This is a genomic window from Enterococcus sp. AZ050, assembly GCF_051715085.1.
GTDB lineage: Bacteria > Bacillota > Bacilli > Lactobacillales > Enterococcaceae > Enterococcus > Enterococcus faecalis.
In genome coordinates this window covers 2,076,768-2,103,566 of the sequence record NZ_JBIOTC010000001.1, presented here as the reverse complement: position 1 = coordinate 2,103,566, position 26,799 = coordinate 2,076,768, and the positions used below count along the sequence as shown (strand labels likewise).

The following is a 26,799-nucleotide window of genomic DNA, read 5'->3' as shown; positions in this document are numbered from 1 at the left end:
AAACGATGAAATTAAGAGAGTTATTATCGATAGGTGACTTAAAAAAAGGTAAAATTTTGACGAAAGAGATTGGTTTAGACAATGAAGTTGACTCGGCAATGGTCTTAGAAGCGATTGACATTGAGAACTGGAGTAGAAAGAATCAGTTAATTTTGACTTCTTTCTACGCATTGCATGATCTACCCGAAAAAGAGTTGGAAAATTTTTTTCGTAAAGATGCGCCGAATTGGCATCAGCGGCTTAATTTTGAAAACAGATCGATTCATTAAAATGATTCCAGAATGGTTTATCGAATTATGTTTCAATTATGAAATTCCTTTAATTAAAATCACACAAGACATTAGCTATGAAAAAATTCTGTTTACGATTTACGAGCCTTTGTTGAATTATCAGTCGCATGTCTTACGTACGTATTACGATGTACGCCAACGTTTCACCAAATTAGAGCGCCACTACCCAACGGTTGAGACGATTATGCAAGAATTTTATGACATCATTAAATTACCCTTCGCTTTAAAAATGTTGGATAAACATCTGGAAATTAGCGATGGCGACTTACCCCATGATGCGATTGTGCTCTCAAGAGAAAAACTAAAAAACAGTGAGTTCACTAAAAATGATTACTCTCTTTTAACACTTTATTCTCATGCCAACCCCAAAAAACAGTTGGCACTAGAAGTTTCTATTTTCAACAGTTATTCCACTAATTGTTTACTTCTGGTTTATTTACAAGATGAAAAGGTTAAAGAAACGGATTTAGTGATTATCGAAAATGCGATTGATGTCTTACAAGAAAAATTCAATACCGAAAATTTGTTAAAAAAAGAACGGTATACTCGTTTGAACAACTTAGCGGATGCTATTTTACAAAATACACCGCAAAATCCTGACGAGCTAAACAGTTTGCTTCGTGAAGTGCAAATGCAAGAACTAGATTCTTACCAAGCGATTGCTTTTTCTACCAAAGACACCAATACACAACTCATGAAAGAACGAATTATTGTCTTACTTCGTACCCTGCGTGTGAAATCCATCTTCTTTGATCAGCTAAATTATTCGGCGGTCCTTTTTAACTTCAATGAAAGTGATGGAAAAATTACAAAGCTGCAATTAAGTCGTTTATTAGCTGAACTTTTAGAAGAAAACGACACGCTTACCGTTGCCGTCAGCAGTTTAAAATCACGAGAAGGGATTAAAGAGCTACTGATTGAATGTCTGGACATTCTGCGCTTTAATGAAACTTTTTATAACGGACCAATTGTCACCTTAGCCGATATTGGGGTATTTAAAAATTTTATCCGCGAAGACCAATTGGAAAATTTAGACGAATTAATTCCTCGCGCACTTTATCAATTAGCCGAAAATAACTACGATTTGTTTGAAACCTTGTACAGTTTTTTCCAAAATAATCGCAACTATAAACAGACCTCTGAAGCGATGTTCCTTCATTCAAAAACGATTCGTTATCGTTTAAACAAAGTGGAACAACTTCTTGATATTGACTTAGCCAATCCCTTGCAATTGTTAAATTATGAAATTGCCACATACATTATAAAGATGAGGAGACGTGCACTTGAAAAACAATCAAACACTCGCTAATGGCGCAACAGTTACTATCTACCCCACTACGACTGAACCAACGAACTATGTCGTCTATTTACACGGTGGCGGGATGATTTATGGAACCAAAAGTGATTTACCAGAAGAACTGAAGGAGCTGTTTACAAGCAATGGCTATACCGTTTTAGCGCTGGACTATTTGTTGGCTCCAAATACAAAAATCGATCACATCTTAGGGACGCTAACAGAAACCTTCCAATTGTTAAACGAAGAGATTATTCAAAACCAGCCCTTTGGTTTGTGCGGGCGTTCCGCTGGCGGTTATTTAATGTTACAGTTAACCAAACAATTACAAACACTAAATTTGATGCCACAATTTTTAGTCAATTTTTACGGCTATACAGATTTAGAATTTATTAAAGAGCCACGGAAATTATTAAAGCAAGCCATTTCCGCTAAAGAAATAGCTGCTATCGACCAAACGAAGCCTGTTTGGGATGATCCTTTTCTTTCTCGCTATCTGCTGTATCATTACAGTATTCAGCAAGCGCTATTGCCGCACTTTTACGGATTACCAGAAAATGGGGACTGGTCTGCTTACGCACTGTCAGACGAAACATTAAAAACTTTTCCACCTTGTTTCAGTACAGCTAGCAGTTCAGACGAAGAAGTGCCGTTCCGCTATAGCAAAAAAATCGGACGGACCATTCCTGAGAGTACCTTTAAAGCGGTTTACTATTTAGAACATGATTTTTTAAAACAAACCAAAGATCCTTCGGTCATCACTTTATTTGAGCAATTGGATAGCTGGCTGAAGGAACGATAAGCAATCAAGAAATTTTATTAAAGTATTAGACTTGTGATAGAAACTTTTTTATGATCCATGATATACTGTATATACAATATATACGAAAGGTGGGTTACTAGTGGAAATCAAAGAAAGAAAACTTAGAAAAGTTGGGAATTCTGTTGTTATGACATTGTCAAAAGAGTTTCTAGAAAGCATTGGTGCGACTGCGACAGACACCGTTTATGTAGACGAAGAAAAATTAAAAGATATTATTGTTAAAAAAAATATGTCAGAACATCAAAAAAAATTACAACAAATGATGGAGAACTCAAAACAAAAACATAATGAGCTGTACAAAGAATTGGTTACTAAATGAAAAGTATTTATTATTTATCAGCGGATGATCTATTTCAAATGAATACTTTCTTGATCCAAACGTATTCTCCCGCAGAACAAATTGGCATCAAAGATCGTAATGCATTAGAAATGGCTAGCAACCAACCAGCACAATTCGTCTTTGACGTTGACCTGTACCCAACAATTGAAGAAAAAGCAGCTATTTTAATGATTAACATTGCAACAAAGCATTGTTTTTACAATGCAAATAAACGGACAGCTGTAATGGCAACCGACTTATTTTTACAATTAAACGGTTATGATTTCCAATTAGATACGCAAGAAGGCGTTGATTTATTGGTTTTTATTGCTACTTATAGATCAGATTTTGATCAGTTGAAAAACGATGTATCAAAAGTAATCAGAGCTAAATTAAATCATACTTCTTCTCACTAATTTCATCAATTAAATATAAGATGGATGTCGTTTTCAATTGTAAAATTAAGCGTCTAATCCAAATAAATTTAATAATAAAAAAAGAAGCGAGAAATCTCGCTTCTTTTTGTTATTTTTGATAAAGTGTGGTTCCTTTTACCACACTGATTTCCACCGGTGTCTGACGAGCGACAAAAGCCGCCGCACATTCTGCTTCAGTGAGTAAGTATGTTGCTTCAGCACCAATTTGCGGCCAATTTGCTTGCCCTTGTTCGTCTAAAGTTGTGACACCATCTGTCACTAAGCCTAATAATTGGGTTAAAGCATCTTGATCTTTTACATTAAAAAGTTCACCTAAACGAGCCAATTTTTCTTGTAATGAACCATCACCATAGGGAGACCAGCAATCGTAGATATTGTCACAACCAAGATGAACATTGATTCCATGACGTAACAATTCCATAATTGGCGGAATCGTATTAGGTGTGATTGGCACGCTGGAATTAATATGAATTTTTTCTGCTGCTAAAGCATCATAAACTTCGGCACGTTCTTCACCAATGAAATCATTTAACCCGAAGGCATGACTGATAAACACTTTATCTTGTAGGCCATATTCTTTCGTTAAACGGATAATTTCTTTAATCGTTGTTGTCCCAGCTTCGTGACGGTCATGTAAATGAATATCCACACCGACACCATGTTTATCTGCTAAGCGGAATGTTTCAGCCAATGATTTTTTGTAATCACCATCTAGTGAATAAGGATCCACGCCACCAATAAAATCGGCACCTTTTGCCAATGCTTGATCAACTAATTCAACGGAATCTGAACGTAGTAAGCCGTGCTGTGGAAAGACGACAATTTCTACCGCAAATGGTTTCGTTTGGGCCAATGCTTGGACTTCATCAAAATAACGTAAGTCTGTCATCGGTTCCACGTCGACATGTGTTCTGAAGGCTGTCGCGCCATGTGGTAATTCTAAGTCAATTAAATGGTTGGCGCGTTCTGTTAAAGAAAGTTCTAAATTATCTAAATAAGGGATTTCTGCTTCGACACGTTCCACAATTGACTTCGCTGGCGTCACCGGATACCACGGAACACCTAGTTTACTTTTATCAAAGTGACAATGTTTTTCAATCAAACCTGGTAAAATCAATTGATGGTGACCATCAATAATTGTCAACCCAGGTTCTTCTACCAATTCTTCATTGGGGATGATTTTCGTAAATACTCCATCTGTTATTTCAATTGCCACTTCTTTGGTTACTGTCCCAGATAACCAGTCACCTTCTTTTTGATACCCTGTTTCAATTCGAACATTTTTTAACCAATAATTCATGCTTTCCTTCACTCCTACCTGTATTTATTCCTTCCCGAAAGGACACAATACTTAGTTGTACTGTGCTAAAATTTTACTAATTTCCGTATAACCTTTTTGATTGGCATAGTCCATTGCTGTTCGACCAGAATTGTCTTTAATGGATTGATCCGCACCATTTTCCATTAACAATTTTACAATATCTTGGTATAGTTGGTTCCCTTCACGTAACCCCACTGCCTCAATCAACGCGGTATAGCCAAAGTCATTTTGGAAATCTATGTCTTCTCGTCCATCTTCTAACAAGAGCTTCACATTGTCAATATGTCCTTTTTCAGCTGCCGGAATTAACGCATTGCCACCGTAACGGTTATGCTTATTTAAATCTGGTGTCGCATTTTTTAACATATATGCTAAAATCTCCGTACGTCCTTGCGCTCCCGCATAAAGATAGGGACTATCACTAATGCTATTTTGCAGATTAATATCGGCACCCCGATCAATCAACGCTTTTGCAATCTCAATGTCATTATTGTGCACAGCGATATTGAGCGGTGTGTTGCCTTCTGTGTCGACTTCATCCACTTGATAAGTAGTATCTTGTAAAATTTCCTTGACCTTCTTCGTATCTCGTTGATTGGCTGCTTCTAACAGCGCACCCACTTCATAGGTCTTCATCGGTTCTTTCACTTCCTCTTTTGATGTTGTTTGAGCTACCGAACGGGTTGTACTGGTGCTTTCAGTTTTTGCACTACTTTGAGTAGTCACCGTTTGACTATTTTTTGATGCTGCAGAAGGTGTTTCTCCTCCTTGACACGCAGCAAGTAATGGAATGGTCACGACACTTAATAGCCCCATTAAAATTTTTTTGTTCATTGTGCTCAACTTCCTTTCCTCGAGAGAAATATGAGATTTGTCTCCAGTGGTTCTAATCTAACGAATCTTTTTTTATTTGTCGATTAAAACGCTTTCTCTGTTTTTCTATTTTAAAAAGAGAGAAACCAAAAGAAGTCGAAACTTTTTTTGGTTTCCATTCGTATGTTTTGTTCTTAAAAGGTAAATTCAGGATCAAAAGTTCCTTGGTATGGTTCATGTTCCACATAGACTTGGATATCGTTTCCTTCGTTATCTTTACCCATTCGTGTGTACGTAAAACGATTATCATTCAATTCTGTTAATTCTAAGACAGCGCCATAGCGATTGGTTCCAATGGACACATGGGCACGGAATTTATTTTGATTTCCTACTTTAAAGTAGCCATAGTCGCCACGGGTTTCACCCGTTTGTAAATTGAAAAATTCATATTTGCTGCTGTCTTGGTCAAATTTCGCTAAGCTAATGAAGTTTTGATTAGCCGATGTTACATCATTGCCATCTTTATCCACTACTTTCGTGCCATTCCATAAACGCTCAGGCGTACCATACAACCAAGATGTTTTTCCAAGAATCTCATCACCAGGTCGATTAATATCGATTGCCCCTGTTTGCTCTGTCATCGCACGTCGGCCATTCGTAAATTCCAGTGTTCTCGGACGATTATTTGGGAAAGGTTGCGGATATCCATAGACAGGACCAGAGGTTGCTTTATTTTCTACAAAAACTTCCACATCATTTCCTGCTTTGTCTTTCCCTGTTTGTGTATACGTAAAAGTATCTTGGTACAACATTCTTGACCGGTAAACACCTTGATAATTCTTTGTTTCAGAAATAATTACTAAGTAGCTCTTATCAGATAAGCCAGCGGTCATAAAGAAGGTCCCTTCATCACCTGTGGATTTCCCAGTTTCTTTGTCAAAAAACTCATAAAAACTAGTGGTTGCATCAAACTTAATTGCATGTAATAAATCCTGATTTTCAGCGGTTAAATCGGTCCCATTTTTATCATAGACACGTTGACCTGCCCAATCTTTTTCCGATAACATTTCATCTTGCCGAATACCAACCGAGCGTAAATACTCAGGTAAATTCCCTAAATTATTGGGATTGTCTACGCTTTGAGGAACGTATGCTTCTGCCGTCAAAGCCCCTCCTGCTCCACCAACTAATAACGCACTTAAAGCCAACAATGTAATTGTACCAACGATTTTTTTCTTCATAAGCTACTACTCCCTTTCCCTCTTGATAATTTAAGGATAGCAAGTAGTTATTAACTCCACCTGTCCATAATATGAACAAATTATTAAATAATAATTATTATAATTATCTTAATAATAATATTTAATTGTAACTAATAACAATTTATTTATAGAAGAAGAGAAAACAAAAGAACGTTGGGGGACGTTCTTTTGTTAAATGAGAGAGAAGACAAGAGACTTTTAGAAAGTAAAGGCTGGATGATATGTGCCTTGGTAAGGTTCATGTTCCACGAACACTTGAATATCATTACCAGCGTTATCTTTACCCATTCGAGTATACGTAAATCGATCATTGTTTAGTTCCGTTAATTCTAGCGCCGCACCGTAACGATTCGTACCAATAGATACATGGGCCCGAATCTTGTTATTGTCCACCACTTGGAAGTACCCAAAATCGCCGCGGGTTTCACCTGTTTGTAAATTGAAAAATTCATATTTACTTGTGTTTGGATCAAATTTCGCTAAACTAATGAAATTTTGATTGGCCGCTGTCACATCATTACCGTTTTTATCTACGACTTTTGTGCCATTCCACAAGGTTGTTCCTAAAATTTTATCCCCTGATTTATTTGTCACAATTTTGCCAGTTTGATTGGTTAATGCTTCACGTCCATTTGTAAAAGCTAATTTTTTCCCATGATAAGGGATGTGTTCCACGTAAACTTCAACATCATTCCCCAGTTTATCTTTCCCTAAACGCTTGTAAGTAAATTTGTCTTTACTCACTTCGGTTAAATCCACTACGGCTTGATAATTTTGTGTCCGCGAAATTAAAATTCGTTTTGTGCCATCACCTGTCACAAAAAATGTTCCTTCGTCACCACGGGTTTCCCCAGTGTTTTTGTCGAAAAACTCGTAAAACCCGGTTTCACCATCATATTTTGCTAACCCAATAAAATTAGCATTTTCTGCCGTTAAATCATTACCAGCAGCATCATAAACACGGGTTCCTTGCCAGTCCGTGCCAGATAAAATCTTAGTCGCCTTGTCACCTCTTGTTTGGCCATTGTTTTGATGTTTGCCTAAATTTGCTGTAGCACTATTTGGATTGGTTGCATGACCTGCAAATGCTGGACTTGCATAACCTGCTATAAGTAACGTACTTAATGTTACTAAAGTAATCGAACTTAATACTTTCTTTTTCATAAAGCATCGCTCCTTTTCTTTGATAAACCAATCTTAACAAACGATTCTAAACTACCACTGTCAGAAAAATGAACAATTTATAAACGATTAAAAACAACTATAAACTATTTTTTTGTTAAAAATGAAGCGGTCAAAAGAATCCTTTACTTCCTTTTGACCGCTTCATCCACTCGTGATTGACTAATTAGAACGTGAAGTCTGGCGTAAAGTCGCCTTCATACGGTTCATGTTCCACAAAAACTTTAATTTCTTTGCCGTTATTGTCTTTACCCATTCGTGTATACGTAAAACGTTTATCATTTAATTCTGTTAATTCTAATGCAGCTCCATATTTATTGTCACCAATTGAAACGTGAGCACGGATTTTGTTATTATCAATTACTTGGAAGTAACCAAAATCTCCACGTGTTTTACCCGTTTCTAAATCAAAGAATTCATATTTACTTGTTTTATTATCAAATTTCGCTAAACTAATAAACATTTTATTTGCTTCAGTAACATCGTTACCGTCTTCATCTAAAACTTTCGTGCCATTCCATAATGTGGCCCCTAAAATGTCATCCCCAGGTTCATTGGTAACAATTTTGCCAGTTTCTGTTTCTAAATCTTTACGACCGTTCGTAAAGGTTAACTTTTTATCAGAATAAGGGACATGCTCTACAAAGACTTCTACATCTTTCCCATCTTTATCTTTCCCCATTCGCTTATAGGTAAATTTATCTTTCGTTACTTCCGTTAAATCAACCACTGCTTGATAGTTTTGTGTATCCGAAATTAAGATACGCTTTTCGCCATCATCTGTCACAAAGAATGTGCCTTCATCGCCACGGGTTTCACCTGTTTCTTTGTCGAAAAATTCATAAAAACCTGTTTCACCATCATATTTTGCTAAACCAATAAAATTAGCATTTTCTGCTGTTAAATCATTATTATTTTTGTCGTAAACTTTTGTGCCTTGCCAATCAGTACTGGATAAAATTTCTGTTAATTCTTGTCCTTTTGATTGCTCTTTAGCTGCTTCTGCTGAACTAGAGACTGCAGTGCTTGAGCTAGCTGCACTTGATTTATCTGTTGCAGAGTTGGCTCCGCCAGCACAGCCTGCGATCAACAACGTACTAAAGGTTAATAAGGTAATCGTACTAAAAACTTTTTTCTTTTTCATAGTTGGTAATCCCCTTTTTTCTTTTTGATATACCTAGAATAGCAAAGCCTTATAAACTCCTACTTGCCGAAAAATGAACAAATTATAAACAAATGAAAAAAAGTTAATAACAATACTAGCTTTTTTTTGTTTACTTGTAATACACTATAAGTAAGAAATAGATTAAAACCACTAGGAGGGACGCTTTTGACCATTAAACGCCGCTTTTTTATTTCTTATATTAGTGCCATCATTATTACTTTAGCCTCTGTTTTAGCTGTTTTATCCTTAGCTTCTTACATCACATTAGGAACTGTCCCCAGTTTGCCCCAAGCTTACCGAATGATGAATAAGCAACGACCATTGACCGCTAACGAAGAAGAAAGTTATTTGGCCTTAGATCAATTGTTAAAAAAGTCACCGAAATTACTAGATACGCCTTTAAGTAAAGAATTAAAGGAAACGATTCAAACAATTGAGGCAAAAGGATTAAGTGTGATTATTCGAAAGAATGCACGGTTTCCTTATTATTCGGATAATTTAGTAGAAAAATCTTTGTCTGTACATATTCCAAACTACGAAATGAATAATATTATGCCAACTGGCACACTGGATAATGCAGGGCGTCTGTATCATTATGTCAAATCCGATTTTCATTATTTAGATGGTTCTAATGGGAGCTTTATTGTCTTGAAACGCGAAAGTAGCCTTTTTGAATTCTTCACACGCTGGATTATCTGGATGATTTTGTTAATTGTCCTTGTAGCAATTGCAGCAGCTTGGCTCATTAATAAGCGCTTAACCAAAACCACTATCGAGCCATTAGAAGCATTAGAAAAAGCGACTAAAACATTGGGTAAGGATGCCCAAAAAGAAAATCCATTTACACCAACTAGCCACCAAACCGTCTCAACAGAAGTCAAACAGCTCCAACTTAGTTTTGAACAAATGTGGCAAGATTTAGAAGAAGCCAATGCGGAACGCGAAAAATATGAAGATAATCGGAAAGAATTAATTGCCAATATTTCTCATGACTTAAAAACACCAATTACTTCTATCATTGGTTACGTTGAAGGTTTGATGGATGGCGTTGCCAATACTGAAGAAAAAAAACAGCGCTATTTAACGGTCATTCATGAAAAAAGTTTAGGCCTCAATGATTTAATTGAAGAATTATTTTTGTATTCTAAATTAGACCTAGACCGTGCTGTCTTTACAATGGAAAAGACCAATTTCACTCGTTTTATTGCACATATTCTTGAAGAATACCGTTTGGAACAAGAACTCGTGATCACTTCTGTACTTCCCACCGAAGCTTTATACGTTCAAATGGATCCCACGCAGATGAATCGCGTGATTACCAATCTAATTCAAAATAGCATTAAATTTGCGGATCCCACTAAAGAACAACTAGCCTTTACGATTTCTTTAACGCATAATCAAACAGACTTAGTTTTAACCATTACAGATAACGGCATTGGTATCGATAAAAAAGAATTACCTTATTTATTCGAACGCTTCTATCGTGTAGACAAATCTCGAACCCCAACAGTTAAAGGAAGCGGCTTGGGATTAAGTATTGTCAAACAAATTATTGACTATCATCAGGGAACAATCACTGTCACAAGTAAAAAAGGAGACGGCACCAACGTGATAATTACGCTGCCGTTGTTGGAGGATGAAAAATGAAACCACATGTATTAATTATTGAAGATGATCCAAGCATTGCTGATTTGCAAAAAGATTATTTAGAAATTAACGATATGACTGTCACAATTGAACATGATGGAAAAAAAGGATTGGAAGCAGCTTTAAATGAGCCCTTTGATTTAATTATTTTAGATGTGATGCTGCCAACTATGGATGGTTTTGAAATCTGTCGTGCAATTCGGAAAAAAAAGCAAACGCCGATCATGATTGTTTCGGCTAAAAAAGAAGATATTGATAAAATTCGTGGTCTTGGCTTAGGTGCGGATGATTATATAATTAAACCGTTTAGTCCCAATGAATTGGTCGCTCGAGCAAAAGCTCATATGAACCGCTATCAATTGTTAAGCAAGGCAGAGCAACCGCCACAATTACTAAAAATCAATGAAATCGCTGTCGACACTGCCGCCCACAAAGTGTTTGTTTTAGAAAATGAAGTTATTTTTACAAGCAAAGAATACAAATTGTTGGTTTTCTTGATGGAACATCCTAACCGTGTGTGGAATAAAGAAGAACTTTTTGAAAGTGTCTGGGGGTTTGATGCCTTAGATACTGAGGTTTCGACTGTCGTTGTTCACATTAAACGGATTCGGGAAAAATTAAAAAAAGCCAATCTTTCTGACTCTCCAATTGAAACACTCTGGGGAAGTGGCTACCGCTTCAATCGATAAAGAGAGCAAAAATAAGTCGGAGCCTATTTCTAGGCTCCGACTTATTTTTTTATTAATTTACACGAGAAAATTTTTGATAAAGTTGGTTGAAAACAATCATAAATTGTTCAATTTCTGCCATTGTATTGCTTTCATCTAAACTAATGCGCACAGCGGAAGTCGCTAATTCCCCTGGCACATGCATGGCATACAAGGTGCTACTAGCCATTTTTTTCCGGCTAGAACAAGCACTCGTAGTCGAAATATAAATCTGTTTTTCTTCCAATGTATGGACCAGCACTTCGCCACGAATCCCTTTCAAAGCAAAACATAAAATGTGTGGCGCAAAATGTTCATTATCTTGTGAAAAAACAGTCACATTTTGAAATTCTTCTAGCGCCTTTAATAAATAACTCCGTAATGTCGCCACATGTTGCGGTCGTTGTTGTTCGTTCTCTAAATGCAAGCGTAACGCTTTGGCCATTGCCACAATTGCTGGTACGTTTTCTGTCCCACTGCGTTGGTTGTTTTCTTGCCCGCCTCCTGTTAAAAGCGGCGCTAAACGTTTTCCTTGTTTCCAATACATAAAACCAATGCCTCGTGGTCCATGAAATTTATGTGCAGAAAACGTTGCAAAATCCACCCGATCCGTTAACCACTCTGAGTAATTAACTTTCCCAATTGCTTGAACCGCGTCTACATGAAAATGAATTTTAGGAAACTCCGCTAAAACCTCGCTGATTTCTTTAATTGGTTGAATCGTTCCCACTTCATTGTTCACTGCCATAACAGAAACCAAAATCGTTTCTTTTCTAATTAATTTCTGTAATTCCTCGACTTTCACACGACCTTCTTTATCCACTGGCGCATAAGAAAGTTCAAAACCTAGTTCGACTAATTGTTCCGCTGTTTCTGTAACTGCTGGATGTTCCACTGCAGAAATAATAATATGATTACCAAATTCTCGTTTTTCGATTGCCGTTCCTTTTAAAACCCAGTTATCTCCTTCAGTTCCGCCACTTGTAAAATAGATTTCATTTGCTGAAACATTGATTAGCTCCGCAATCTGCTTCCGTGCTTGTTGTAAGAGCCGATTGGCTTGGTTGCCTAAGTCATGCAGACTAGACGGATTGCCAATAATCCGCTGACTGGTTTTTACATATGTATCTAAAGCCTGGGGGTAAATCGGTGTAGTTGCACTATTATCAAAATAAATCATTTGTCACCCTTCTTTTTTAAAATTCTTTCCCATTATATACTTTCTAAAGTATCACTTCAAGTCACCCCCACGCCATAAAAACAGAGGCTTGTCTGTCGACAAACCTCTGTTTAGTGATTGTTTAATTAAATTGCTGTTAAATTAGGGTTATTGATATTTTTAAAATAAAAATCTTCGATTCGTTTGAACGCCCCTGGCTCAACAGCTTCCAATGCCGTTCCAATTTCATCTAATGCATCTTGATAACGGAATTCTGTCGAGAATAAATACATGCTTTTATCTAAAGCCGCTCGGATGTTCTCGTGAGTATGACGATAGCGGTTTGCATATTGCATCATTTGTTCTGTCAGAGCTGCTGCATTGACTAAATCTTTTGTTTTCTTATCTAATAACTCTAAATCATCTTCGCATAAGTCACACAAACGATTGATTTCATCCATGTTAATGCGCATTTTATTTAAGGCTCGGCTTAAATCTTCAATTCGATCCGTTGCCACATAGAAAAATTCTAAGTAATCAGCAGACAAACCTGGCAATCGTTGCTTTTCAACATACCGTTTGATACTCCGTAAACGGAATTCGTATTCGTCAACTTTTTCTTGGGCGACTTTTTCGCCTTTTCTTAGTTCTTTCAATGAAGCATAGATTTCTAATTGTTGATTTTCAATATCATCTAAAATCTTATAGCATTCTTTATAGAACGCTTGAATTTCAGAGTAAGGAACGGTATGTTCTTTCATTCGAGGTTCCAAGTCTTTTTGACGGCGGATAATTTCTTCAATTTCCGTTTGAAAACCACGACTACGTCCTAGCTCGTTGTTATTTAAGGTGTAGCTTTGTGATACATGGTCCAATTCAATCATTAATTGACGGTTATTTTTTAAGGAATGAGAAATATAATCGTCAATAATTTTTTGATTGGTCACGACATATTTCTTCGCTTCAATCTCACGTTCCATCACTTCATATAATGCATCAATCGCCGTTGCTGTGTCACGGTTCGCAACCTCTACTGCGGCAATCTCTGTTTTCTCTAAATCAGCCATTGAATTCTCGACACGTTTTTTCGCATGTTGAATTTCTTCAGCAAAGTTTTGTTCAGGGAACACATAATCGTCAGCTAATAATTGGTTGTAGCCTTCTTCGATTTCTTTTAATTGATCTGGGAAAGTTTCATTTAATTCTTCATACATTGGTGGAATCCGTTTCATTAAGTCTTCCAATTCATACGTATGACGTTCTGCATCTTCTAGGACTTCTCGAGCCTCGATTGGGTCCCCCGATGTATTTAGTGTGACAAATTGTGTGAATTCAATTTCGACGTTTCTTAATTGTTTTTGGATTTCGGAGTAAGCTGGACCAAAGCTAGCTTTATCATCTTTTAGTGATTTACTTAATTCTTCATAGACATCCAAAGCTTTTTGAACTTCCAATGAATTGCGCTCTTCACTTTCACGTAATTCTTTCAAGCCATTACGAATGACTTCCACTTCGGCTTCCATTTCGGTCATCGTTTCATTCGCTTCCACGACTGCTTTCTTCGCTTTCATGAAACGGAAAATTTCATTTTGATTTTCGACTTCATAAATTTGACTCTCTAGTTCGGCGAAAGAACGCGTCGATAGTTCTACCCAGCGTTGATTCCATTCACGGAAACTATTTTGACTCTGTCCAACTAGATGCATTTTTTTAATGTCATCGATTTCTTCAAAGACTGGCAAGTCAAACAGGGCTTCTTTACGAACTTCTAATTCATCTAATTGTTCTTGATTTTTTTTGCGCATAAAATAACCAATTAAGTATAGCACCGCAGCAATAATAACGATTACTAGTACTAAAATGATAATCCAATTATTCTTCATTTTGGCTCCTCCGATAATTTTTCTATAATAAAAGAAAGGTTGTTTGTTCTCTTCACACGGTTATCTATTGTTCCTGACCCTTGAAAAAGGGCATTCTTGCAGAAATACCTATAGAAAATTATAGCACAAACTGTATATTCATTCACTAGTTATAACAAACTTTTTTAAGAAAACCCGCGATCTTCTTACGAAGGGGTTGATTCACTGCTTTCATCGATCCGATTTTCACTAATTTTTTTACAAATATCACTTAGTTGTGTTAAGAAGGCATCCGCTTGACTTTGATCCATCCCAAAGTGTTCATCGCGCATAGCCCAAACTTCTAGCCCAGCTTCTTTGGCAGAGGCAATGCCTTTTTCTGAATCTTCAATGGCTATACATTCCTGTGGCGCAACAGCTAATTCTTGTAACGTGTGCAGATAAATATCCGGCGCCGGTTTACTTTCTTCGAAATCTTCCCCACTCACGACCGCATCAAAATAACTACTTAATTGCCCCACTGTCAAAACTTCTTCAATTGCGTCTTTTGTGGAAGAAGAAGCTAATCCGATTTTATAGCCTTGTCTTTTTAAAAATTGTAAAACACGTTTCGCATTTTCATCAAGCACAGCTAAATAATCTATCGGATGCGCTTTTTTATAGGCTATGTATTGTTCATTTAAAAAAGCAATATCTAGCTCTTTTTTGTTGACTTGTTCAATCTTTTGCCATAATGAACGCATATCCGCACCGACTAATTCTGGCAAGGTTAGGCCCTCAATGGTCAAATCAAATTCCGCTAAAAATGCTTTACGTCGCTCATAATAATAAGCTTCGCTATCTACTAGGACACCGTCCATATCAAAAATAATGGCAGTTTTGGATTCTGTCATACTATTTAACTCCTTCGTTACGACTCATATCTTTACAGTTTAACAAAATTTTAAGGAAAAATGAAGAACAAATATTTTCATGATTTCCTAACTTTCTGAAAATAAGTGGTTGCTTTTCTAAATGTTTTTCGGTATCCTTTTACTAATCTACAAATGAGAAAATAATTAAAAACAGGAGTGATAAACGTGAACGTAGTTAAATTCGGCGGTAGCTCGCTAGCATCAGCACCACAGTTACAGAAAGTCTTACAAATCGTCAAGGAAGAGCCGCGCCGAACGTTTGTCGTTGTATCCGCTCCTGGAAAGCGAACCCCGCAAGATATTAAAGTGACTGATTTATTGATTCAATACTATCAGCGCTACTTAAATAATGAGGAAATTGAATCGACAATCTCTGCCATCATTCGTCGTTATGAAGATCTTTTCGATGAATTACACTTGGATAAAGCAGTTTTAGCTGATATTGCTATTTCGATTCGCCAATTAGCCACTTTACCAAAAGAAAACAATGCTTTTTTATTTGACTATTTTTTAGCTAGCGGCGAGGACAATAATGCAAAAGTTGTTGCCAGTTTTTTCAATCAGAATGGCTTAGATGCTCGCTACATTAGTCCAAAAGAATTAGGTCTCCTAGTGACACCTGAGCCAGGCAATGCCCGCATTTTACCAAAAGCTTTAGAGAAAATTAGTGCCTATCGTGAGACTCAACAAATCTTGGTTATTCCAGGTTTCTTTGGTTATACAGAAGCCGGCGAAATTTGTACTTTTTCTCGTGGCGGTTCCGATATCACAGGGTCCATTGTTGCCGCAGGTGTTCAAGCAGATTTGTATGAAAACTTTACCGATGTGGACGGAATTTATGTCGCCCATCCTGGAATTATTGAACAGCCTCAAACGATTCAAGAATTGACCTACAGAGAAATGCGGGAGTTAGCTTATGCAGGATTTGCCGTCCTCCACGACGAAGCCTTAATGCCTGCCTATCGCGCAAATATTCCAGTCGTTATCAAAAATACTAACAACCCACATCATCCTGGCACCCTAATTACCACTTCTCGCAAAGTGAAGCATGCCCCTGTTGTAGGAATTGCTAGTGATCAAGGGTTCGCAAGTATTTACATTAGTAAGTATTTAATGAATAGAGAGTTAGGTTTTGGGCGACGGCTTTTAGAAGTACTAGAAAAATTAGCCTTAAGCTATGAGCATATGCCCTCAGGAATTGATGACATCACGATTGTTTTAAGAGAAGACCAGTTAACAACTGAAATTGAAAATCGACTGATGGCCCAACTCCAAGAAGTTTTAGCGCCTGATGAGTTACGCATCACGCATCACCTTTCCATGATTATGATTGTTGGCGAAGGCATGCGCCAACGAATTGGGGTTACTGCTGAAAGTACAATGGCGTTAGCCAAAGAAAAAATCAACTTAGAAATGATTAACCAAGGATCTTCGGAAGTAAGCATTATGTTTGGTATCAAAAAAGAACAAGAGGAAAAAGCCATCAAAGCCTTATATCGGACGTTCTTCCATGATTAATAAAAAAGACGAATGAGTTTTCTCATTCGTCTTTTTCATTGGTCTCAGTAATTTTCAATTGGCGTTGAATTTCCGCTTTAATTTTAGCTTCTGGCGCAAAATCTTGTTCCCAATTTTCAGGTTTTAATACTTTATTTGTTTCCGGATCATAATGTGGCTGCCCATCTGGAAATAATTTCCCCATATTGGCTTGATGAACGATTTCAATAATTTTTGTTGGATTGACGCCCATTAAGCAAAACGAACCATAAGTAAAATACAATAAATCGACTAGTGCATCCACTTCCTCCACTAAAGGATCAGATACTGGTTTGCCTTTCGCCAAGACTTTCTGCTCTGCTTTATCGACAGATTTTTTTAATCCGTCGACCAATTGTTGAAAAAGCACTTGGTCATTATTAGCAGCACTATATAAAAATTCCACAAGTTCTTCGACTTTAAACTCTGCTCGTCGACTGGCTAGCTCTGGCGAAAAAGCAGTTGGTTGCTCTGGTTGTTGTGGATTAAAAACCTCGTGGAAGGCACAAGCCATTTCATAAGGGGATTGCTTTTCAGACATTCAGCTACCTTCTTTCTCAAAATAAATCTAATTGTTTTGGATTCAAATCATCGTAACTCAAATTCAAGACTTTTTGCATCTGTAGAGCGTTTTCTGCGGCATCGCCGCCAGAATTATTATTAAAAATCACGCCCACTTCTTTAGCTTCTTGCGACATTTTTAAAACAGCTTCGCTTAAATCAACGATTTCCTGCGTATTATAATGATAGAGGGTTCTTTTTTTACGCCACTCTGCATCATTGGCTAACCAGCCAGCCGCATTACGTCCGTGAAACCGGAAGAGCACGAGATTAGGATTCGTTACATACGGATAAAAGGGCACTGGATTCGTAGGAATCTGCGGTTCATCTACAATCACAAGTGAAAATTGATTTTCTTTCATAAATTGCAACATTTGTTTTACAAAGTTTGGTTGATACCATGAATTATTTCGTAATTCAATGGCGATGGGTAGGTCTTTAAACCAGTGACGAATTTTTTGCAAGTAAGCGACATTTTCTTTCGTACAACCAAATGTTCCTGAAAATTGTACCAGAAAGGCAAATAATTTTTTACTTTCAATTAATGGGGCCATACTTTCTAAAAAAGCGGTGATCATTTCTTCTTCACTTGCATAATAGGTTTGCCACTCACCTTGACAACTGATTCCACTATAAACTTTCATGACAAAGCGAAAGTTTTCGGGAACTGCTTTGACCCATTCAGCTACTCGTTCTTTGGGAGGAATCCCGTAATACGCCGTGTCCATTTCAACTAGCGGTAAATGACTGGCATATTCATAAAGCGTGGACCGTTTTTTTCCAGTTAAATAGTCGTGTTCACTAAAAGATGTTAATCCTAAGCGAATCATGTCCTTCCTCCTCTGCGTACCTTTTTATTTTCTAAATCGTCATCTTAACTTAATTTGTCCAATCGATATTGGCTTCACAATAGGTTTGACCATCAATCCGAATCTCATGGCGTGTTTTCAACTGATTTTCTTGTTCGACAATTTCGTAATGACTTTCGACTTCTTGGCCATATTCTACTTCTTTATCAAATTTCACAAGAATTTTTTTCGGTTGATGCGTTGTTAAAAAGTCATACCCTAACACATCCAATAACCAATTAAAATAAATCGCATTATTAACATGTTGATTGCCATCAATATCAAAAAAACGCACACGATAAGGTAAAAAGTTCCCCTCTGTGACCTTTTCAATTTTTTCATGGCGATAAATTTTAGTGATTTTTTCAGAATCAAAAGGTGCAATAATTTCTGGTAATACACTACTGATTTTCCGATTTTTTTGATCCATTAAGACAAAGGTTGATTTCACAAAGACACATTCATTGCCTTCTTCATCATGAACCCAAAAGTTACGATAACAAAAATATTTGTTATAACTCATAGCTTGCGTTGTAATTGCTACTTTTTCACCAACTTTTGGTAAGCGGTGAATCTCTATTTCATAATTGGTGATGACCCAGCCTAGACCAAATTGAGCGACATAAGCCGCATCTCTTCCTAGTAATTCTGTTTGTTCTTCTGATACTTTAATGACAACCGCTAACAAAGCCGGTATCTTCATTGCACCAGTAAAATCGCCGTCATAGTAGGCAACTTCATAAGAGGATGTATGTTTTTTTCCCACGAAATAATCTCCTTTTTCCAATGGCTACTTTCGTGTCATTGTTTCTTCTTAAAAGTATACCACGTGATTTCTTCAATTGCGATTCCGAATGAAAAATTAACAAAACTTTGAAAAACACTATTATTTATATTATTTAAAAACATTCTTAATATTACTTAAAAAATATTGTTTTATTTTTAAAAATAACATTTCTTATTATTTGTATCCGAAAGATTATTATGTTATATTCCTATCTGTAAGCGCATACAAAATAATTTTTTAGGAGGTTTTTTTCGTGAAAAAGAGTTTATTAACAATCGTCCTGGCTTTTAGTTTTGTTTTAGGTGGCGCTGCATTGGCCCCTACTGTTTCGGAGGCTCATGGTTACGTAGCAAGTCCTGGAAGTCGTGCTTTCTTTGGTAGTTCTGCTGGTGGTAACTTAAATACAAATGTTGGTCGTGCACAATGGGAACCTCAAAGTATCGAAGCGCCCAAAAATACGTTTATTACTGGTAAATTAGCCAGTGCAGGTGTCTCAGGTTTTGAACCTTTGGATGAACAAACAGCTACTCGTTGGCACAAAACAAACATTACAACAGGTCCCCTTGACATCACTTGGAACTTAACTGCCCAACATAGAACTGCTTCTTGGGATTACTATATTACTAAAAATGGCTGGAATCCCAATCAACCATTAGACATTAAAAACTTCGACAAAATTGCTTCAATCGACGGCAAACAAGAAGTTCCTAATAAAGTTGTTAAACAAACAATTAATATTCCGACAGACCGCAAAGGTTATCATGTCATTTACGCTGTCTGGGGCATTGGTGATACGGTGAACGCCTTTTACCAAGCGATTGATGTGAACATTCAGTAAAAATACTCACATCTTAAACTAAATTAAAGGAGTTCTCAAAAAATGAAGCTAAAAAAAATAATTCCTGCTTTTCTCCTTCTTTCAACCGTTGCAGTTGGCTTGTGGTTAACGCCTACTCAAGCTTCTGCAGATGCTGCGGATACGATGGTAGATATCTCTGGCAAAAAAGTGTTGGTTGGATATTGGCATAACTGGGCCTCAAAAGGACGCGATGGTTACAAACAAGGAACATCAGCATCACTAAACCTTTCAGAAGTAAATCAAGCCTACAATGTCGTCCCGGTTTCCTTCATGAAAAGCGATGGCACGACACGGATTCCTACGTTCAAGCCTTATAACCAAACGGACACTGCCTTCCGACAAGAAGTCGCACAATTAAATAGTCAAGGTCGCGCAGTTTTATTGGCACTTGGTGGAGCAGATGCACATATTCAATTAGTCAAAGGCGATGAACAAGCCTTTGCGAATGAAATCATTCGTCAAGTGGAAACATACGGCTTTGATGGTTTAGACATCGACTTAGAGCAATTGGCGATTACTGCTGGCGACAACCAAACCGTCATTCCTGCTGCATTGAAAATAGTCAAAGACCATTATCGAGCACAAGGAAAAAATTTCATCATTACGATGGCGCCAGAATTCCCTTATTTAAAACCTGGTGCCGCTTATGAAACATACATTACTTCCCTAAATGGTTATTATGATTACATTGCCCCACAATTATATAACCAAGGCGGCGACGGTGTCTGGGTTGATGAAATTATGACTTGGGTTGCTCAAAGCAACGATGCTCTAAAATACGAGTTCCTCTATTATATGTCTGATTCATTAATCCATGGCACGCGCGGCTATCTACAGATACCAAACGATAAATTAGTCCTTGGTTTACCAGCAAATCGGGATGCTGCTGGTAGCGGCTATGTCGTTGAGGCTACCCCTGTAGCCAAAACTTTTGATCAGTTAGCAAAAGACGGTAATCCTATCCGTGGCTTAATGACTTGGTCTGCAAATTGGGACGTTGGTCAAGATGTCAACGGCAAGTCCTACAACAATGAATTTGCGACACGTTATAGTAACCTCGTAAAATAAAAGCTATTTTGAGACAGAACACCGCATTTGGTTCTGTCTCTTTTTAAATTTTACTCACCTGTCTTTCAATAATCCAAACAATGTTCTCTTGCTTTCTAACCAATTAATTTTAAACCAATCACAGAAACAATGATTAAAAAAATAAAAAATATCCGTCGTAGGTCTTTTGATTCACCTAAGAGCATTCCTAAAATAGCGCCTCCTGCTGTACCAATTCCTGTCCAAACTGCATAAGAAACGCCCATCGGTAATTGTCTCATCCCTAAATATAAAAATAAGAAACTACCACTAAACGCTAGAATTAAAATTAACAATGAACGTAAGTCTTTTTTTGTTGTAAATAATTTAATTGAACCTACGCCAAAGATTTCAAAACAGCCTGCAATAACTAAGTATAACCAACTCATCTTGTTTCCTCCTCTTTATTTCCAGTTACCATTTTTAAGCCAATCACACCTATTAATAACAGCAACAGAAAAAGAACTTTTCCTATGCCCAATGGTGTGTGGAATAAAAAATGATCTGTTACAATAGTTCCAGCACTACCTAAGCCGACAAATACAGCATAGGCTGTGCCCACTGGCAATTCCTCTCCTGCTTTAATCAGCGCATAAAAACTGATAAAGATTGCGATTACTGTCCCTAAAATCTCCCACCATGTTGTACTATGCTTCATGCCAATGACCCAAATCACTTCACAAAAAGCGCCAAAAATAACTTTTAACCAAGCTTTACTCATCTTGTTTTCCTTCCCTTCCAAACAAAAAAAGTGCCAACAAACAGTTCAGCTATGGCCTAAGAACTGTTCATTAACACTTTAGTCGCAAGCATCCGGCGATGTTTACGAAAGTTTATGTATTAAAATATCTCAGGCTATTATATTCTTATTTTTTTAAAAAATCAACTAAAAAATAATAGTTCGAATTCGAGACATTTCTTTTGCATTTTTAGGACTAATCATTTAAACTTACTTTTAGTAAGTTAATTAATCAAAAAATTATTTTTCTTTTAGGAGGATTTTTATTATGAATACACAAATTTTAGGTTTACACCACGTCACTGCCATGACTTCAAGTGCTGAAAAAATTTATCACTTTTTCACCGATATTTTAGGTCTACGTTTAATTAAGAAGACTGTCAACCAAGACGATATTGAAACATATCATTTATTTTTTGCTGATGATGCCGGCTCTCCCGGAACAGATATGACTTTCTTTGACTTTCCAGGCTTACCTAAAGGAACCAAAGGAACCAATACAATTTCTCGTACTTCCTTCCGTGTAAAAGATGATGCTGCTTTGGATTACTGGGTATCACGCTTTAATGAATATGCAATTGATCATGGAGAAATTCAAGAACGTTTTGGCAAAAAGTATTTAGAATTTGAAGATTTTGACAATCAACGTTACCAACTTATTTCTGATGAAAAGAACCAAGGTGTTGCAGCTGGCACGCCTTGGAAAAAATCTAACGTTCCTAGTGAACATGCTTTAATCGGCTTAGGTCCAGCCTTTGTAACTGTCGAAAATTACGAACATCTGCAACTAGTTTTAACTGAAGTTTTAGGGTTCAAATTGATTGATGCTGAAGGTAGTTTCCATTTATTTGAAGTTGGCGAAGGTGGGAATGGTGCCAGCATTATCGTAGAGCATCGAGAAGATTTGCCAGCGGCCCAAGAAGGCTACGGCAATGTCCATCACTTAGCCTTGCGCGTTGCCGATGAGGAAGCACTACGTTTCTGGATTGAAAAAATTAATCGTTTGGAATTTCCTAATTCTGGCTTTGTGGAACGTTTTTACTTTAAATCTGAATATTTCTTGGCAGCAACACATGTTTTATTTGAACTGGCAACCGATGGTCCTGGATTTTTAGAGGATGAAACCTATGAACACGCTGGTGAAAAATTATCATTACCGCCATTTTTAGAACCAAAACGGGCAGGGATTGAAGAATTTGTGCGTCCTTTCGATACTTCAGATGCGAATGTTCAAAGAAATTAGTATTTTTTCTAGGAGGCTCCTATGATTCATTACAATAGTAACGAGTTATCTGCAAAAACAGCGTATAAATTTTTATCAGGAAGTATTATTCCTCGGCCAATCGCTTGGGTTACAACACAAGATACAGCTACAGGTGTCGTCAACGCTGCTCCCTTTAGTTTCTTTAATGCGGCGGCAGCTGAAATTCCTTTAGCAACGTTGTCCATTTTACGACCAGACAAAGAGCCTAAAGATACGGCACGAAACATCTTGGCTACTAAAGAACTTGTCATCCATTTCGTTAACGAAGACGTTCTTACTCAAATGAATCAGACTTCGGCACCTTTAGCAGCAGAGATCAGTGAAATTGACACATTCGGTATTGAAACCATTGCCAGCCAGACTGTTGCTGTTCCAGCAATCAAAGCCGCGCCGATTCGGATGGAAGCTCGCTTGCATCAATATGTACCTATTGCTAACCATGAAGGTCAAATTATTACGGATTTATTCATTGTAGAAATTACCGATTTCTATTTTGATTCAGCCGTTTTCGATGAAGAACATCAGTACATTTTACCTGAAAAACTCCAACCGATTGCTCGTTTAGCAGGCAATGATTATACAACATTGGGCGAAATCCGTGAAGTTCGCCGCCCAACGTAAAAAGAAGGCCCCGCCATGACGGCGGGGCCTTCTTTTTCTGTTTTATGCTAATGCTCCCATTGGATCCCAAGGTGCCAAAACAGTTGGCGCTTGTTCCCAAGCTTTTTTCTGTTCATCAGTTAATAAATCTTTGTGCACAACGATTTGATAAGTGTATTCGTCCATCCACGCATCGCTCATAACGAAGAAGCCATTTTCACCGACTTTTTCGCCCCAGCTATTTTCCACTTTCCATTTTGTTGTTTGACCATCAACGATATCAACACCTGTTAAAACCATGGCGTGTGTCATTAAGCTTTCACCAAAGTCTAAACGTTCTGCTTTAGTCATCGTAAAATCAATATCAAAAAGATCGTTCATATCGTAAACGTCTAATGCCATAATTCCTGTGTCACGTGTTGAAGATTGTCCGACATCACAACCAAACCAAACAGATTCGCCTTGTTCCAATTGTGCAGCAGCTAATTTTTTGAAAGCAGCCATTTCTACATTTAAATATTTAACTTCTTTGCCGCCGACAACATTCCCTAACATTTCAACAGTGTATGTTTTGTTGAAGGGTTTATCTTCTGTAGGAGCATTAATAATGCTTACATAATCATGTAAATTAACGCCAACGTATTTTTCAAAGAATGTTTGCGGTGTTAGATTTTGATCCAAATGATAATTTTTTTCTTCGTCACGGTATTCAAAATCAAAGGTTTCTGGCGGTGTTCCTAAAGAGATTGCTAAGAAATTATAAATTTCTTGTAACATTGCTTCTTTGTTTTTTTGGACTTCTTCAGCAGAAGCGCCTTTTTCAATTAAACTACGTAAAATTGTTGCATCTTTGCGTAATTTTTTATTTAAATAGTTGTTTAAATCACGTGAATTGGAGCTGTTGCTGCTTTCAGGCATTGCCGTTTTAGGCACTACGCCATATTTATCAAAAATTGAAACGATCATATCCCATTGCCCACCATCTTGTTGTGGTGTCGCTAATAAAAAGGCCACTTTACGACTAGTCAACGGTTGATCGGCTGTTGCAATAATATTTTCATAGAAATAGTTTGATTTTTCATATTTATCCCAGAAAAATGTATAGTTTTGTGATAATTCAAAATCTTTTAATTGAAACGCATTTAACATTCTATGTCTAAATGTATTTAATGCCGCAAACATCCAGCAGCGACCGCTTTGTTTTTGATTGGCCACTTTTCCAGTAGCTAAGTCGACTGAAAAGACGGGTACGTTATTCACGGCTCCTTGTACAGATTCACCTGAAGCGCTGATACCATTTTTTACTACACTACGTTGTAAGGCATTTTGTTTATTATTGTTCAAGAAATCTTGATGGAATTTCTCTGTTAATTTTGGTTCAATTGCTGTCATATTTTCATCGTCCTTTCATTTTACGTTCTTCTTCATTATATGCTTCTCTTTAAACAGAAACAACCATTTACTCTAAATTCCTTGCTTTCCAACTCTTTTTGTATTAGTATATATAATACAGATAGCACAAATAAGACAGGAGTGATTCGATGCTTTTAGAAATAGATGAACAAAGCGAACAGCCCATCTATCAGCAACTCATTGATCAAATCATTGTAGGCATTGCCAAAGGTGAACTGGTTCCCAATGAAAGTTTGCCTTCTATCCGACAATTGGCGGACGAAATCGGGGTCAATATGATGACTGTTTCAAAAGCTTATAATAAGTTAAAGCAATCAGGTTATATTGTGACTGACCGTCGTAACGGCACCAAAATTGCCGCAAAGTTACCTGCTACCGCTGTTTGGCAACAGCAATTGCATGAGCGTTTAGAACTTCTGTTGGCTGAAAGTTTTTTACATCAGCAATCCGAAGCAGAAATCCAAGCACTTATTCAGAAAATTTATCAAAATTTTGATTCGAAAGGGCGTGCACTATAATGGCGGTATTCTTTTATTTCATCCTAGTTTCTGTCGCTTTTTTTATGGCATTTACTATGGGGATTTATGCAAATCCTCACAAAAATATTATTTTGGAAAACACTTTACCAGAAGATAAACTACAAGATCCCAGCGTTCAAGCAATCCGAAAACGTTATAAAAAACGCTTGGTTCAACTAGCAGCCGTTTTTAGTGTTCTTAGTTTACCTTTGTTATTTATTCCTTATGATTCGATTTTGTTGTTTCTTTTTCTGTTACTTTTATTTAGTTTTATTGGCAGTGGCTACTATCTGCAAATCGTTTATATTCGCAAAATGGCCGCTTTAAAAATGCAAAACGGCTGGTTGCTACCTAAGCGTCCTCTCTTAATCGATACGCAATTAGTTTTAAATAAAAACCAGAAACTTATTTCATTTTGGTGGTTTTTACCTGCAATTATTCTTACTTTTGCTGGGGGCTTTTATTCCTTGCAAACGGCGATTGGTTCCTGGATTCTTTTCTTAATTACTGTTTTGATGTTAAGTTTGTTCATTGGCGGCTATTATTTTATTGCGCGCTTACCTGTCAAACCGCTAACTAGTGACTCAAAAATTAATCAGCAAATCAATGATTTATTTCGGCATCATTGGTCTGTTTTAATGGTTTTATCCGCCTTAGTTTTTGCACCGCTAACCATTTTACCAACTTTCACAATTGTCATTGATTATACGGTTGCGATGGCCCTTACTTTTTGTTATTTTATTCTTTTGTTTGTTTATGTAGGCTTTCTCTTCTACTACCTATTTTCAATGCGCAAAAAACAAGATCAATTCGTTTTACAGGCTGGCGATTATCGCTATGGGGATGATGATCAATATTGGCGGTATGGGATTTATATCAATCCAAAGGACCCCAAAATCATGGTTCCTGATCGCATTGGTATGAATTTATCTATTAACCTAGGACGGCCTGCTGGGAAAATTATTCTAGCCGCTACTGGTATTTTAACGATTGCGGTGCTGTTCTTTGCCACAGTACCAATGTTTATAAATGATTTTTCTAGTCATGCCTTTCAAGCAACTATTGAAAATAAACAAATTGAGTTATCTGCCCCATTAGCAAAAACAAGGTCAATTCCTTTTAACCAAATCACTGCTGTTTCTTTGATTGATGACTTACCTCAAGAACGCATCCGCACAATGGGTGCTGCGACAGATAGTTACTTAACAGGAGAATTTAAAGTCGCTGGAAAACCTGCTTATTTATTAATTTATACAAAAAGTCATCCGATTCTGAAAATAGAAACGCGGGAAAAAGTTTATTATTATACTGCGCGTGAGGGTCAAGAAACGACTAAGATTTATCAGGAAATCAAAGCAAAACTTCCATAACAAAAAAACAGGGCCTACCATCA

26 protein-coding genes and 1 pseudogene are annotated in these 26,799 nt (G+C 37.1%); 13 read left to right on the top strand and 14 right to left on the bottom strand.

The genetic code is table 11. The features are described 5' to 3' along the window. The first annotated feature begins 5 nt into the window (after positions 1-5). From IGJ04_RS10305 to IGJ04_RS10290, 4 genes and pseudogenes are all read left to right on the top strand, one after another. A pseudogene (locus IGJ04_RS10305) lies at positions 6-1,599 on the top strand (PucR family transcriptional regulator). Then, a complete protein-coding gene (locus tag IGJ04_RS10300) occupies positions 1,574-2,386 on the top strand; it encodes an alpha/beta hydrolase (protein WP_002397026.1) in 813 nt (270 codons plus the stop codon). Before IGJ04_RS10305 ends, IGJ04_RS10300 begins: the two are co-directional and overlap by 26 nt. Before the next feature lie 100 nt (positions 2,387-2,486). Next, positions 2,487-2,726, top strand: coding sequence for an AbrB/MazE/SpoVT family DNA-binding domain-containing protein (locus tag IGJ04_RS10295; protein ID WP_002358371.1), 240 nt, complete (start codon positions 2,487-2,489; stop codon positions 2,724-2,726). Next, entirely contained in the window at positions 2,723-3,142 is a 420-nt protein-coding gene (locus IGJ04_RS10290) for a type II toxin-antitoxin system death-on-curing family toxin (RefSeq protein ID WP_002355245.1), read from the top strand. The genes IGJ04_RS10295 and IGJ04_RS10290 overlap by 4 nt, the downstream gene beginning before the upstream one ends. Before the next feature lie 109 nt (positions 3,143-3,251). On the opposite strand, the gene IGJ04_RS10285 is transcribed toward IGJ04_RS10290, so the two are convergent. The 5 genes from IGJ04_RS10285 to IGJ04_RS10265 all read right to left on the bottom strand — a co-directional run bounded on the left by IGJ04_RS10285 (position 3,252) and on the right by IGJ04_RS10265 (position 8,885). Then, a complete protein-coding gene (locus IGJ04_RS10285) occupies positions 3,252-4,463 on the bottom strand; it encodes an amidohydrolase family protein (RefSeq protein WP_438840181.1) in 1,212 nt (403 codons plus the stop codon). Between the two features lie 51 nt (positions 4,464-4,514). After that, complete coding sequence (locus IGJ04_RS10280; RefSeq protein ID WP_002373191.1) at positions 4,515-5,318, bottom strand: ankyrin repeat domain-containing protein; 804 nt, start codon at positions 5,316-5,318, stop codon at positions 4,515-4,517. A 173-nt stretch (positions 5,319-5,491) separates the two neighbouring features. Next, on the bottom strand, positions 5,492-6,538 hold the full coding sequence (locus tag IGJ04_RS10275) for a DUF4822 domain-containing protein (RefSeq protein WP_016618113.1): 1,047 nt from the start codon (positions 6,536-6,538) through the stop codon (positions 5,492-5,494). 219 nt (positions 6,539-6,757) lie between these two features. Continuing rightward, positions 6,758-7,723 carry a DUF4822 domain-containing protein gene (locus IGJ04_RS10270; protein ID WP_010824367.1) on the bottom strand — a complete coding sequence of 322 codons (966 nt, stop codon included), beginning with the start codon at positions 7,721-7,723 and terminating at the stop codon, positions 6,758-6,760. A 184-nt stretch (positions 7,724-7,907) separates the two neighbouring features. Next, complete coding sequence (locus IGJ04_RS10265; RefSeq protein ID WP_002373189.1) at positions 7,908-8,885, bottom strand: DUF4822 domain-containing protein; 978 nt, start codon at positions 8,883-8,885, stop codon at positions 7,908-7,910. A gap of 324 nt (positions 8,886-9,209) precedes the next feature. Between IGJ04_RS10265 and IGJ04_RS10260 the strand changes: the two genes are divergently transcribed. Continuing rightward, positions 9,210-10,553 (top strand): sensor histidine kinase, encoded by a 1,344-nt coding sequence (locus IGJ04_RS10260; protein ID WP_161975030.1) that lies wholly within the window; start codon positions 9,210-9,212, stop codon positions 10,551-10,553. After that, positions 10,550-11,242, top strand: coding sequence for a response regulator transcription factor (locus IGJ04_RS10255; RefSeq protein WP_002355236.1), 693 nt, complete (start codon positions 10,550-10,552; stop codon positions 11,240-11,242). Before IGJ04_RS10260 ends, IGJ04_RS10255 begins: the two co-directional genes overlap by 4 nt. Positions 11,243-11,294: 52 nt before the next feature. On the opposite strand, the gene IGJ04_RS10250 is transcribed toward IGJ04_RS10255, so the two are convergent. From IGJ04_RS10250 to IGJ04_RS10240, 3 genes are all read right to left on the bottom strand, one after another. Beyond that, positions 11,295-12,440 (bottom strand): cysteine desulfurase family protein, encoded by a 1,146-nt coding sequence (locus IGJ04_RS10250; RefSeq protein WP_016618110.1) that lies wholly within the window; start codon positions 12,438-12,440, stop codon positions 11,295-11,297. A 125-nt stretch (positions 12,441-12,565) separates the two neighbouring features. Further along, a complete protein-coding gene (gene ezrA / locus IGJ04_RS10245; protein ID WP_438840180.1) occupies positions 12,566-14,302 on the bottom strand; it encodes a septation ring formation regulator EzrA in 1,737 nt (578 codons plus the stop codon). A 185-nt stretch (positions 14,303-14,487) separates the two neighbouring features. Beyond that, complete coding sequence (locus IGJ04_RS10240) at positions 14,488-15,174, bottom strand: HAD family hydrolase (protein ID WP_002355232.1); 687 nt, start codon at positions 15,172-15,174, stop codon at positions 14,488-14,490. Between the two features lie 186 nt (positions 15,175-15,360). Between IGJ04_RS10240 and IGJ04_RS10235 the strand changes: the two genes are divergently transcribed. After that, entirely contained in the window at positions 15,361-16,713 is a 1,353-nt protein-coding gene (locus IGJ04_RS10235) for an aspartate kinase (protein WP_002385384.1), read from the top strand. A 22-nt stretch (positions 16,714-16,735) separates the two neighbouring features. Here the strand turns inward: IGJ04_RS10235 and IGJ04_RS10230 are convergent, their stop codons facing one another. The 3 genes from IGJ04_RS10230 to IGJ04_RS10220 are packed head-to-tail and all read right to left on the bottom strand — an operon-like array spanning position 16,736 to position 18,906. Beyond that, complete coding sequence (locus tag IGJ04_RS10230) at positions 16,736-17,272, bottom strand: haloacid dehalogenase (protein ID WP_002358362.1); 537 nt, start codon at positions 17,270-17,272, stop codon at positions 16,736-16,738. Positions 17,273-17,288: 16 nt separating this feature from the next. Further along, positions 17,289-18,122 (bottom strand): DUF72 domain-containing protein, encoded by an 834-nt coding sequence (locus tag IGJ04_RS10225; protein ID WP_270278353.1) that lies wholly within the window; start codon positions 18,120-18,122, stop codon positions 17,289-17,291. 49 nt (positions 18,123-18,171) lie between these two features. Further along, positions 18,172-18,906, bottom strand: coding sequence for an acyl-ACP thioesterase domain-containing protein (locus tag IGJ04_RS10220; RefSeq protein ID WP_002355227.1), 735 nt, complete (start codon positions 18,904-18,906; stop codon positions 18,172-18,174). Between the two features lie 274 nt (positions 18,907-19,180). Here IGJ04_RS10220 and IGJ04_RS10215 point away from each other — a divergent pair, with 274 nt between their 5' ends. After that, positions 19,181-19,765 (top strand): lytic polysaccharide monooxygenase, encoded by a 585-nt coding sequence (locus tag IGJ04_RS10215; RefSeq protein ID WP_002355225.1) that lies wholly within the window; start codon positions 19,181-19,183, stop codon positions 19,763-19,765. Positions 19,766-19,807: 42 nt separating this feature from the next. Next, the gene (locus tag IGJ04_RS10210; protein ID WP_002364979.1) at positions 19,808-20,854 is read left to right on the top strand and encodes a chitinase; all 1,047 of its coding nucleotides are present in this window, start codon (positions 19,808-19,810) and stop codon (positions 20,852-20,854) included. Positions 20,855-20,949: 95 nt separating this feature from the next. On the opposite strand, the gene IGJ04_RS10205 is transcribed toward IGJ04_RS10210, so the two are convergent. Together IGJ04_RS10205 and IGJ04_RS10200 are read right to left on the bottom strand one after the other, a co-directional pair. Further along, a complete protein-coding gene (locus IGJ04_RS10205) occupies positions 20,950-21,261 on the bottom strand; it encodes a DMT family transporter (protein WP_002355223.1) in 312 nt (103 codons plus the stop codon). Then, positions 21,258-21,614, bottom strand: a complete 357-nt coding sequence (locus IGJ04_RS10200; protein ID WP_002386054.1) for a DMT family transporter — start codon at positions 21,612-21,614, stop codon at positions 21,258-21,260. The genes IGJ04_RS10205 and IGJ04_RS10200 overlap by 4 nt, the downstream gene beginning before the upstream one ends. A 265-nt stretch (positions 21,615-21,879) precedes the next feature. Here IGJ04_RS10200 and IGJ04_RS10195 point away from each other — a divergent pair, with 265 nt between their 5' ends. Together IGJ04_RS10195 and IGJ04_RS10190 are read left to right on the top strand one after the other, a co-directional pair. After that, the gene (locus tag IGJ04_RS10195) at positions 21,880-22,854 is read left to right on the top strand and encodes a ring-cleaving dioxygenase (RefSeq protein ID WP_002355221.1); all 975 of its coding nucleotides are present in this window, start codon (positions 21,880-21,882) and stop codon (positions 22,852-22,854) included. 21 nt (positions 22,855-22,875) lie between these two features. Then, a complete protein-coding gene (locus tag IGJ04_RS10190) occupies positions 22,876-23,496 on the top strand; it encodes a flavin reductase family protein (protein ID WP_002395578.1) in 621 nt (206 codons plus the stop codon). 42 nt (positions 23,497-23,538) lie between these two features. On the opposite strand, the gene IGJ04_RS10185 is transcribed toward IGJ04_RS10190, so the two are convergent. Then, entirely contained in the window at positions 23,539-24,867 is a 1,329-nt protein-coding gene (locus IGJ04_RS10185; protein WP_002358357.1) for an aminopeptidase C, read from the bottom strand. A gap of 149 nt (positions 24,868-25,016) precedes the next feature. Here IGJ04_RS10185 and IGJ04_RS10180 point away from each other — a divergent pair, with 149 nt between their 5' ends. Together IGJ04_RS10180 and IGJ04_RS10175 are read left to right on the top strand one after the other, a co-directional pair. Continuing rightward, complete coding sequence (locus IGJ04_RS10180) at positions 25,017-25,406, top strand: GntR family transcriptional regulator (RefSeq protein WP_002358356.1); 390 nt, start codon at positions 25,017-25,019, stop codon at positions 25,404-25,406. Then, the gene (locus IGJ04_RS10175; RefSeq protein ID WP_002355216.1) at positions 25,406-26,776 is read left to right on the top strand and encodes a DUF5808 domain-containing protein; all 1,371 of its coding nucleotides are present in this window, start codon (positions 25,406-25,408) and stop codon (positions 26,774-26,776) included. The genes IGJ04_RS10180 and IGJ04_RS10175 overlap by 1 nt, the downstream gene beginning before the upstream one ends. Positions 26,777-26,799 lie beyond the last annotated feature (23 nt).

Excerpts from the sequence above, each read along its gene's own strand:
- IGJ04_RS10290 (WP_002355245.1), top strand. The coding sequence starts at position 2,723 with ATGAAAAGTATTTATTATTTATCAGCGGATGATCTATTTCAAATGAAT.
- IGJ04_RS10285 (WP_438840181.1), bottom strand. The coding sequence starts at position 4,463 with ATGAATTATTGGTTAAAAAATGTTCGAATTGAAACAGGGTATCAAAAA.
- IGJ04_RS10280 (WP_002373191.1), bottom strand. The coding sequence starts at position 5,318 with ATGAACAAAAAAATTTTAATGGGGCTATTAAGTGTCGTGACCATTCCA.
- IGJ04_RS10275 (WP_016618113.1), bottom strand. The coding sequence starts at position 6,538 with ATGAAGAAAAAAATCGTTGGTACAATTACATTGTTGGCTTTAAGTGCG.
- IGJ04_RS10270 (WP_010824367.1), bottom strand. The coding sequence starts at position 7,723 with ATGAAAAAGAAAGTATTAAGTTCGATTACTTTAGTAACATTAAGTACG.
- IGJ04_RS10265 (WP_002373189.1), bottom strand. The coding sequence starts at position 8,885 with ATGAAAAAGAAAAAAGTTTTTAGTACGATTACCTTATTAACCTTTAGT.
- IGJ04_RS10260 (WP_161975030.1), top strand. The coding sequence starts at position 9,210 with ATGAATAAGCAACGACCATTGACCGCTAACGAAGAAGAAAGTTATTTG.
- IGJ04_RS10255 (WP_002355236.1), top strand. The coding sequence starts at position 10,550 with ATGAAACCACATGTATTAATTATTGAAGATGATCCAAGCATTGCTGAT.
- IGJ04_RS10250 (WP_016618110.1), bottom strand. The coding sequence starts at position 12,440 with ATGATTTATTTTGATAATAGTGCAACTACACCGATTTACCCCCAGGCT.
- ezrA (WP_438840180.1), bottom strand. The coding sequence starts at position 14,302 with ATGAAGAATAATTGGATTATCATTTTAGTACTAGTAATCGTTATTATT.
- IGJ04_RS10240 (WP_002355232.1), bottom strand. The coding sequence starts at position 15,174 with ATGACAGAATCCAAAACTGCCATTATTTTTGATATGGACGGTGTCCTA.
- IGJ04_RS10230 (WP_002358362.1), bottom strand. The coding sequence starts at position 17,272 with ATGTCTGAAAAGCAATCCCCTTATGAAATGGCTTGTGCCTTCCACGAG.
- IGJ04_RS10225 (WP_270278353.1), bottom strand. The coding sequence starts at position 18,122 with ATGATTCGCTTAGGATTAACATCTTTTAGTGAACACGACTATTTAACT.
- IGJ04_RS10210 (WP_002364979.1), top strand. The coding sequence starts at position 19,808 with ATGAAGCTAAAAAAAATAATTCCTGCTTTTCTCCTTCTTTCAACCGTT.
- IGJ04_RS10205 (WP_002355223.1), bottom strand. The coding sequence starts at position 21,261 with ATGAGTTGGTTATACTTAGTTATTGCAGGCTGTTTTGAAATCTTTGGC.
- IGJ04_RS10195 (WP_002355221.1), top strand. The coding sequence starts at position 21,880 with ATGAATACACAAATTTTAGGTTTACACCACGTCACTGCCATGACTTCA.
- IGJ04_RS10190 (WP_002395578.1), top strand. The coding sequence starts at position 22,876 with ATGATTCATTACAATAGTAACGAGTTATCTGCAAAAACAGCGTATAAA.
- IGJ04_RS10185 (WP_002358357.1), bottom strand. The coding sequence starts at position 24,867 with ATGACAGCAATTGAACCAAAATTAACAGAGAAATTCCATCAAGATTTC.
- IGJ04_RS10180 (WP_002358356.1), top strand. The coding sequence starts at position 25,017 with ATGCTTTTAGAAATAGATGAACAAAGCGAACAGCCCATCTATCAGCAA.
- IGJ04_RS10175 (WP_002355216.1), top strand. The coding sequence starts at position 25,406 with ATGGCGGTATTCTTTTATTTCATCCTAGTTTCTGTCGCTTTTTTTATG.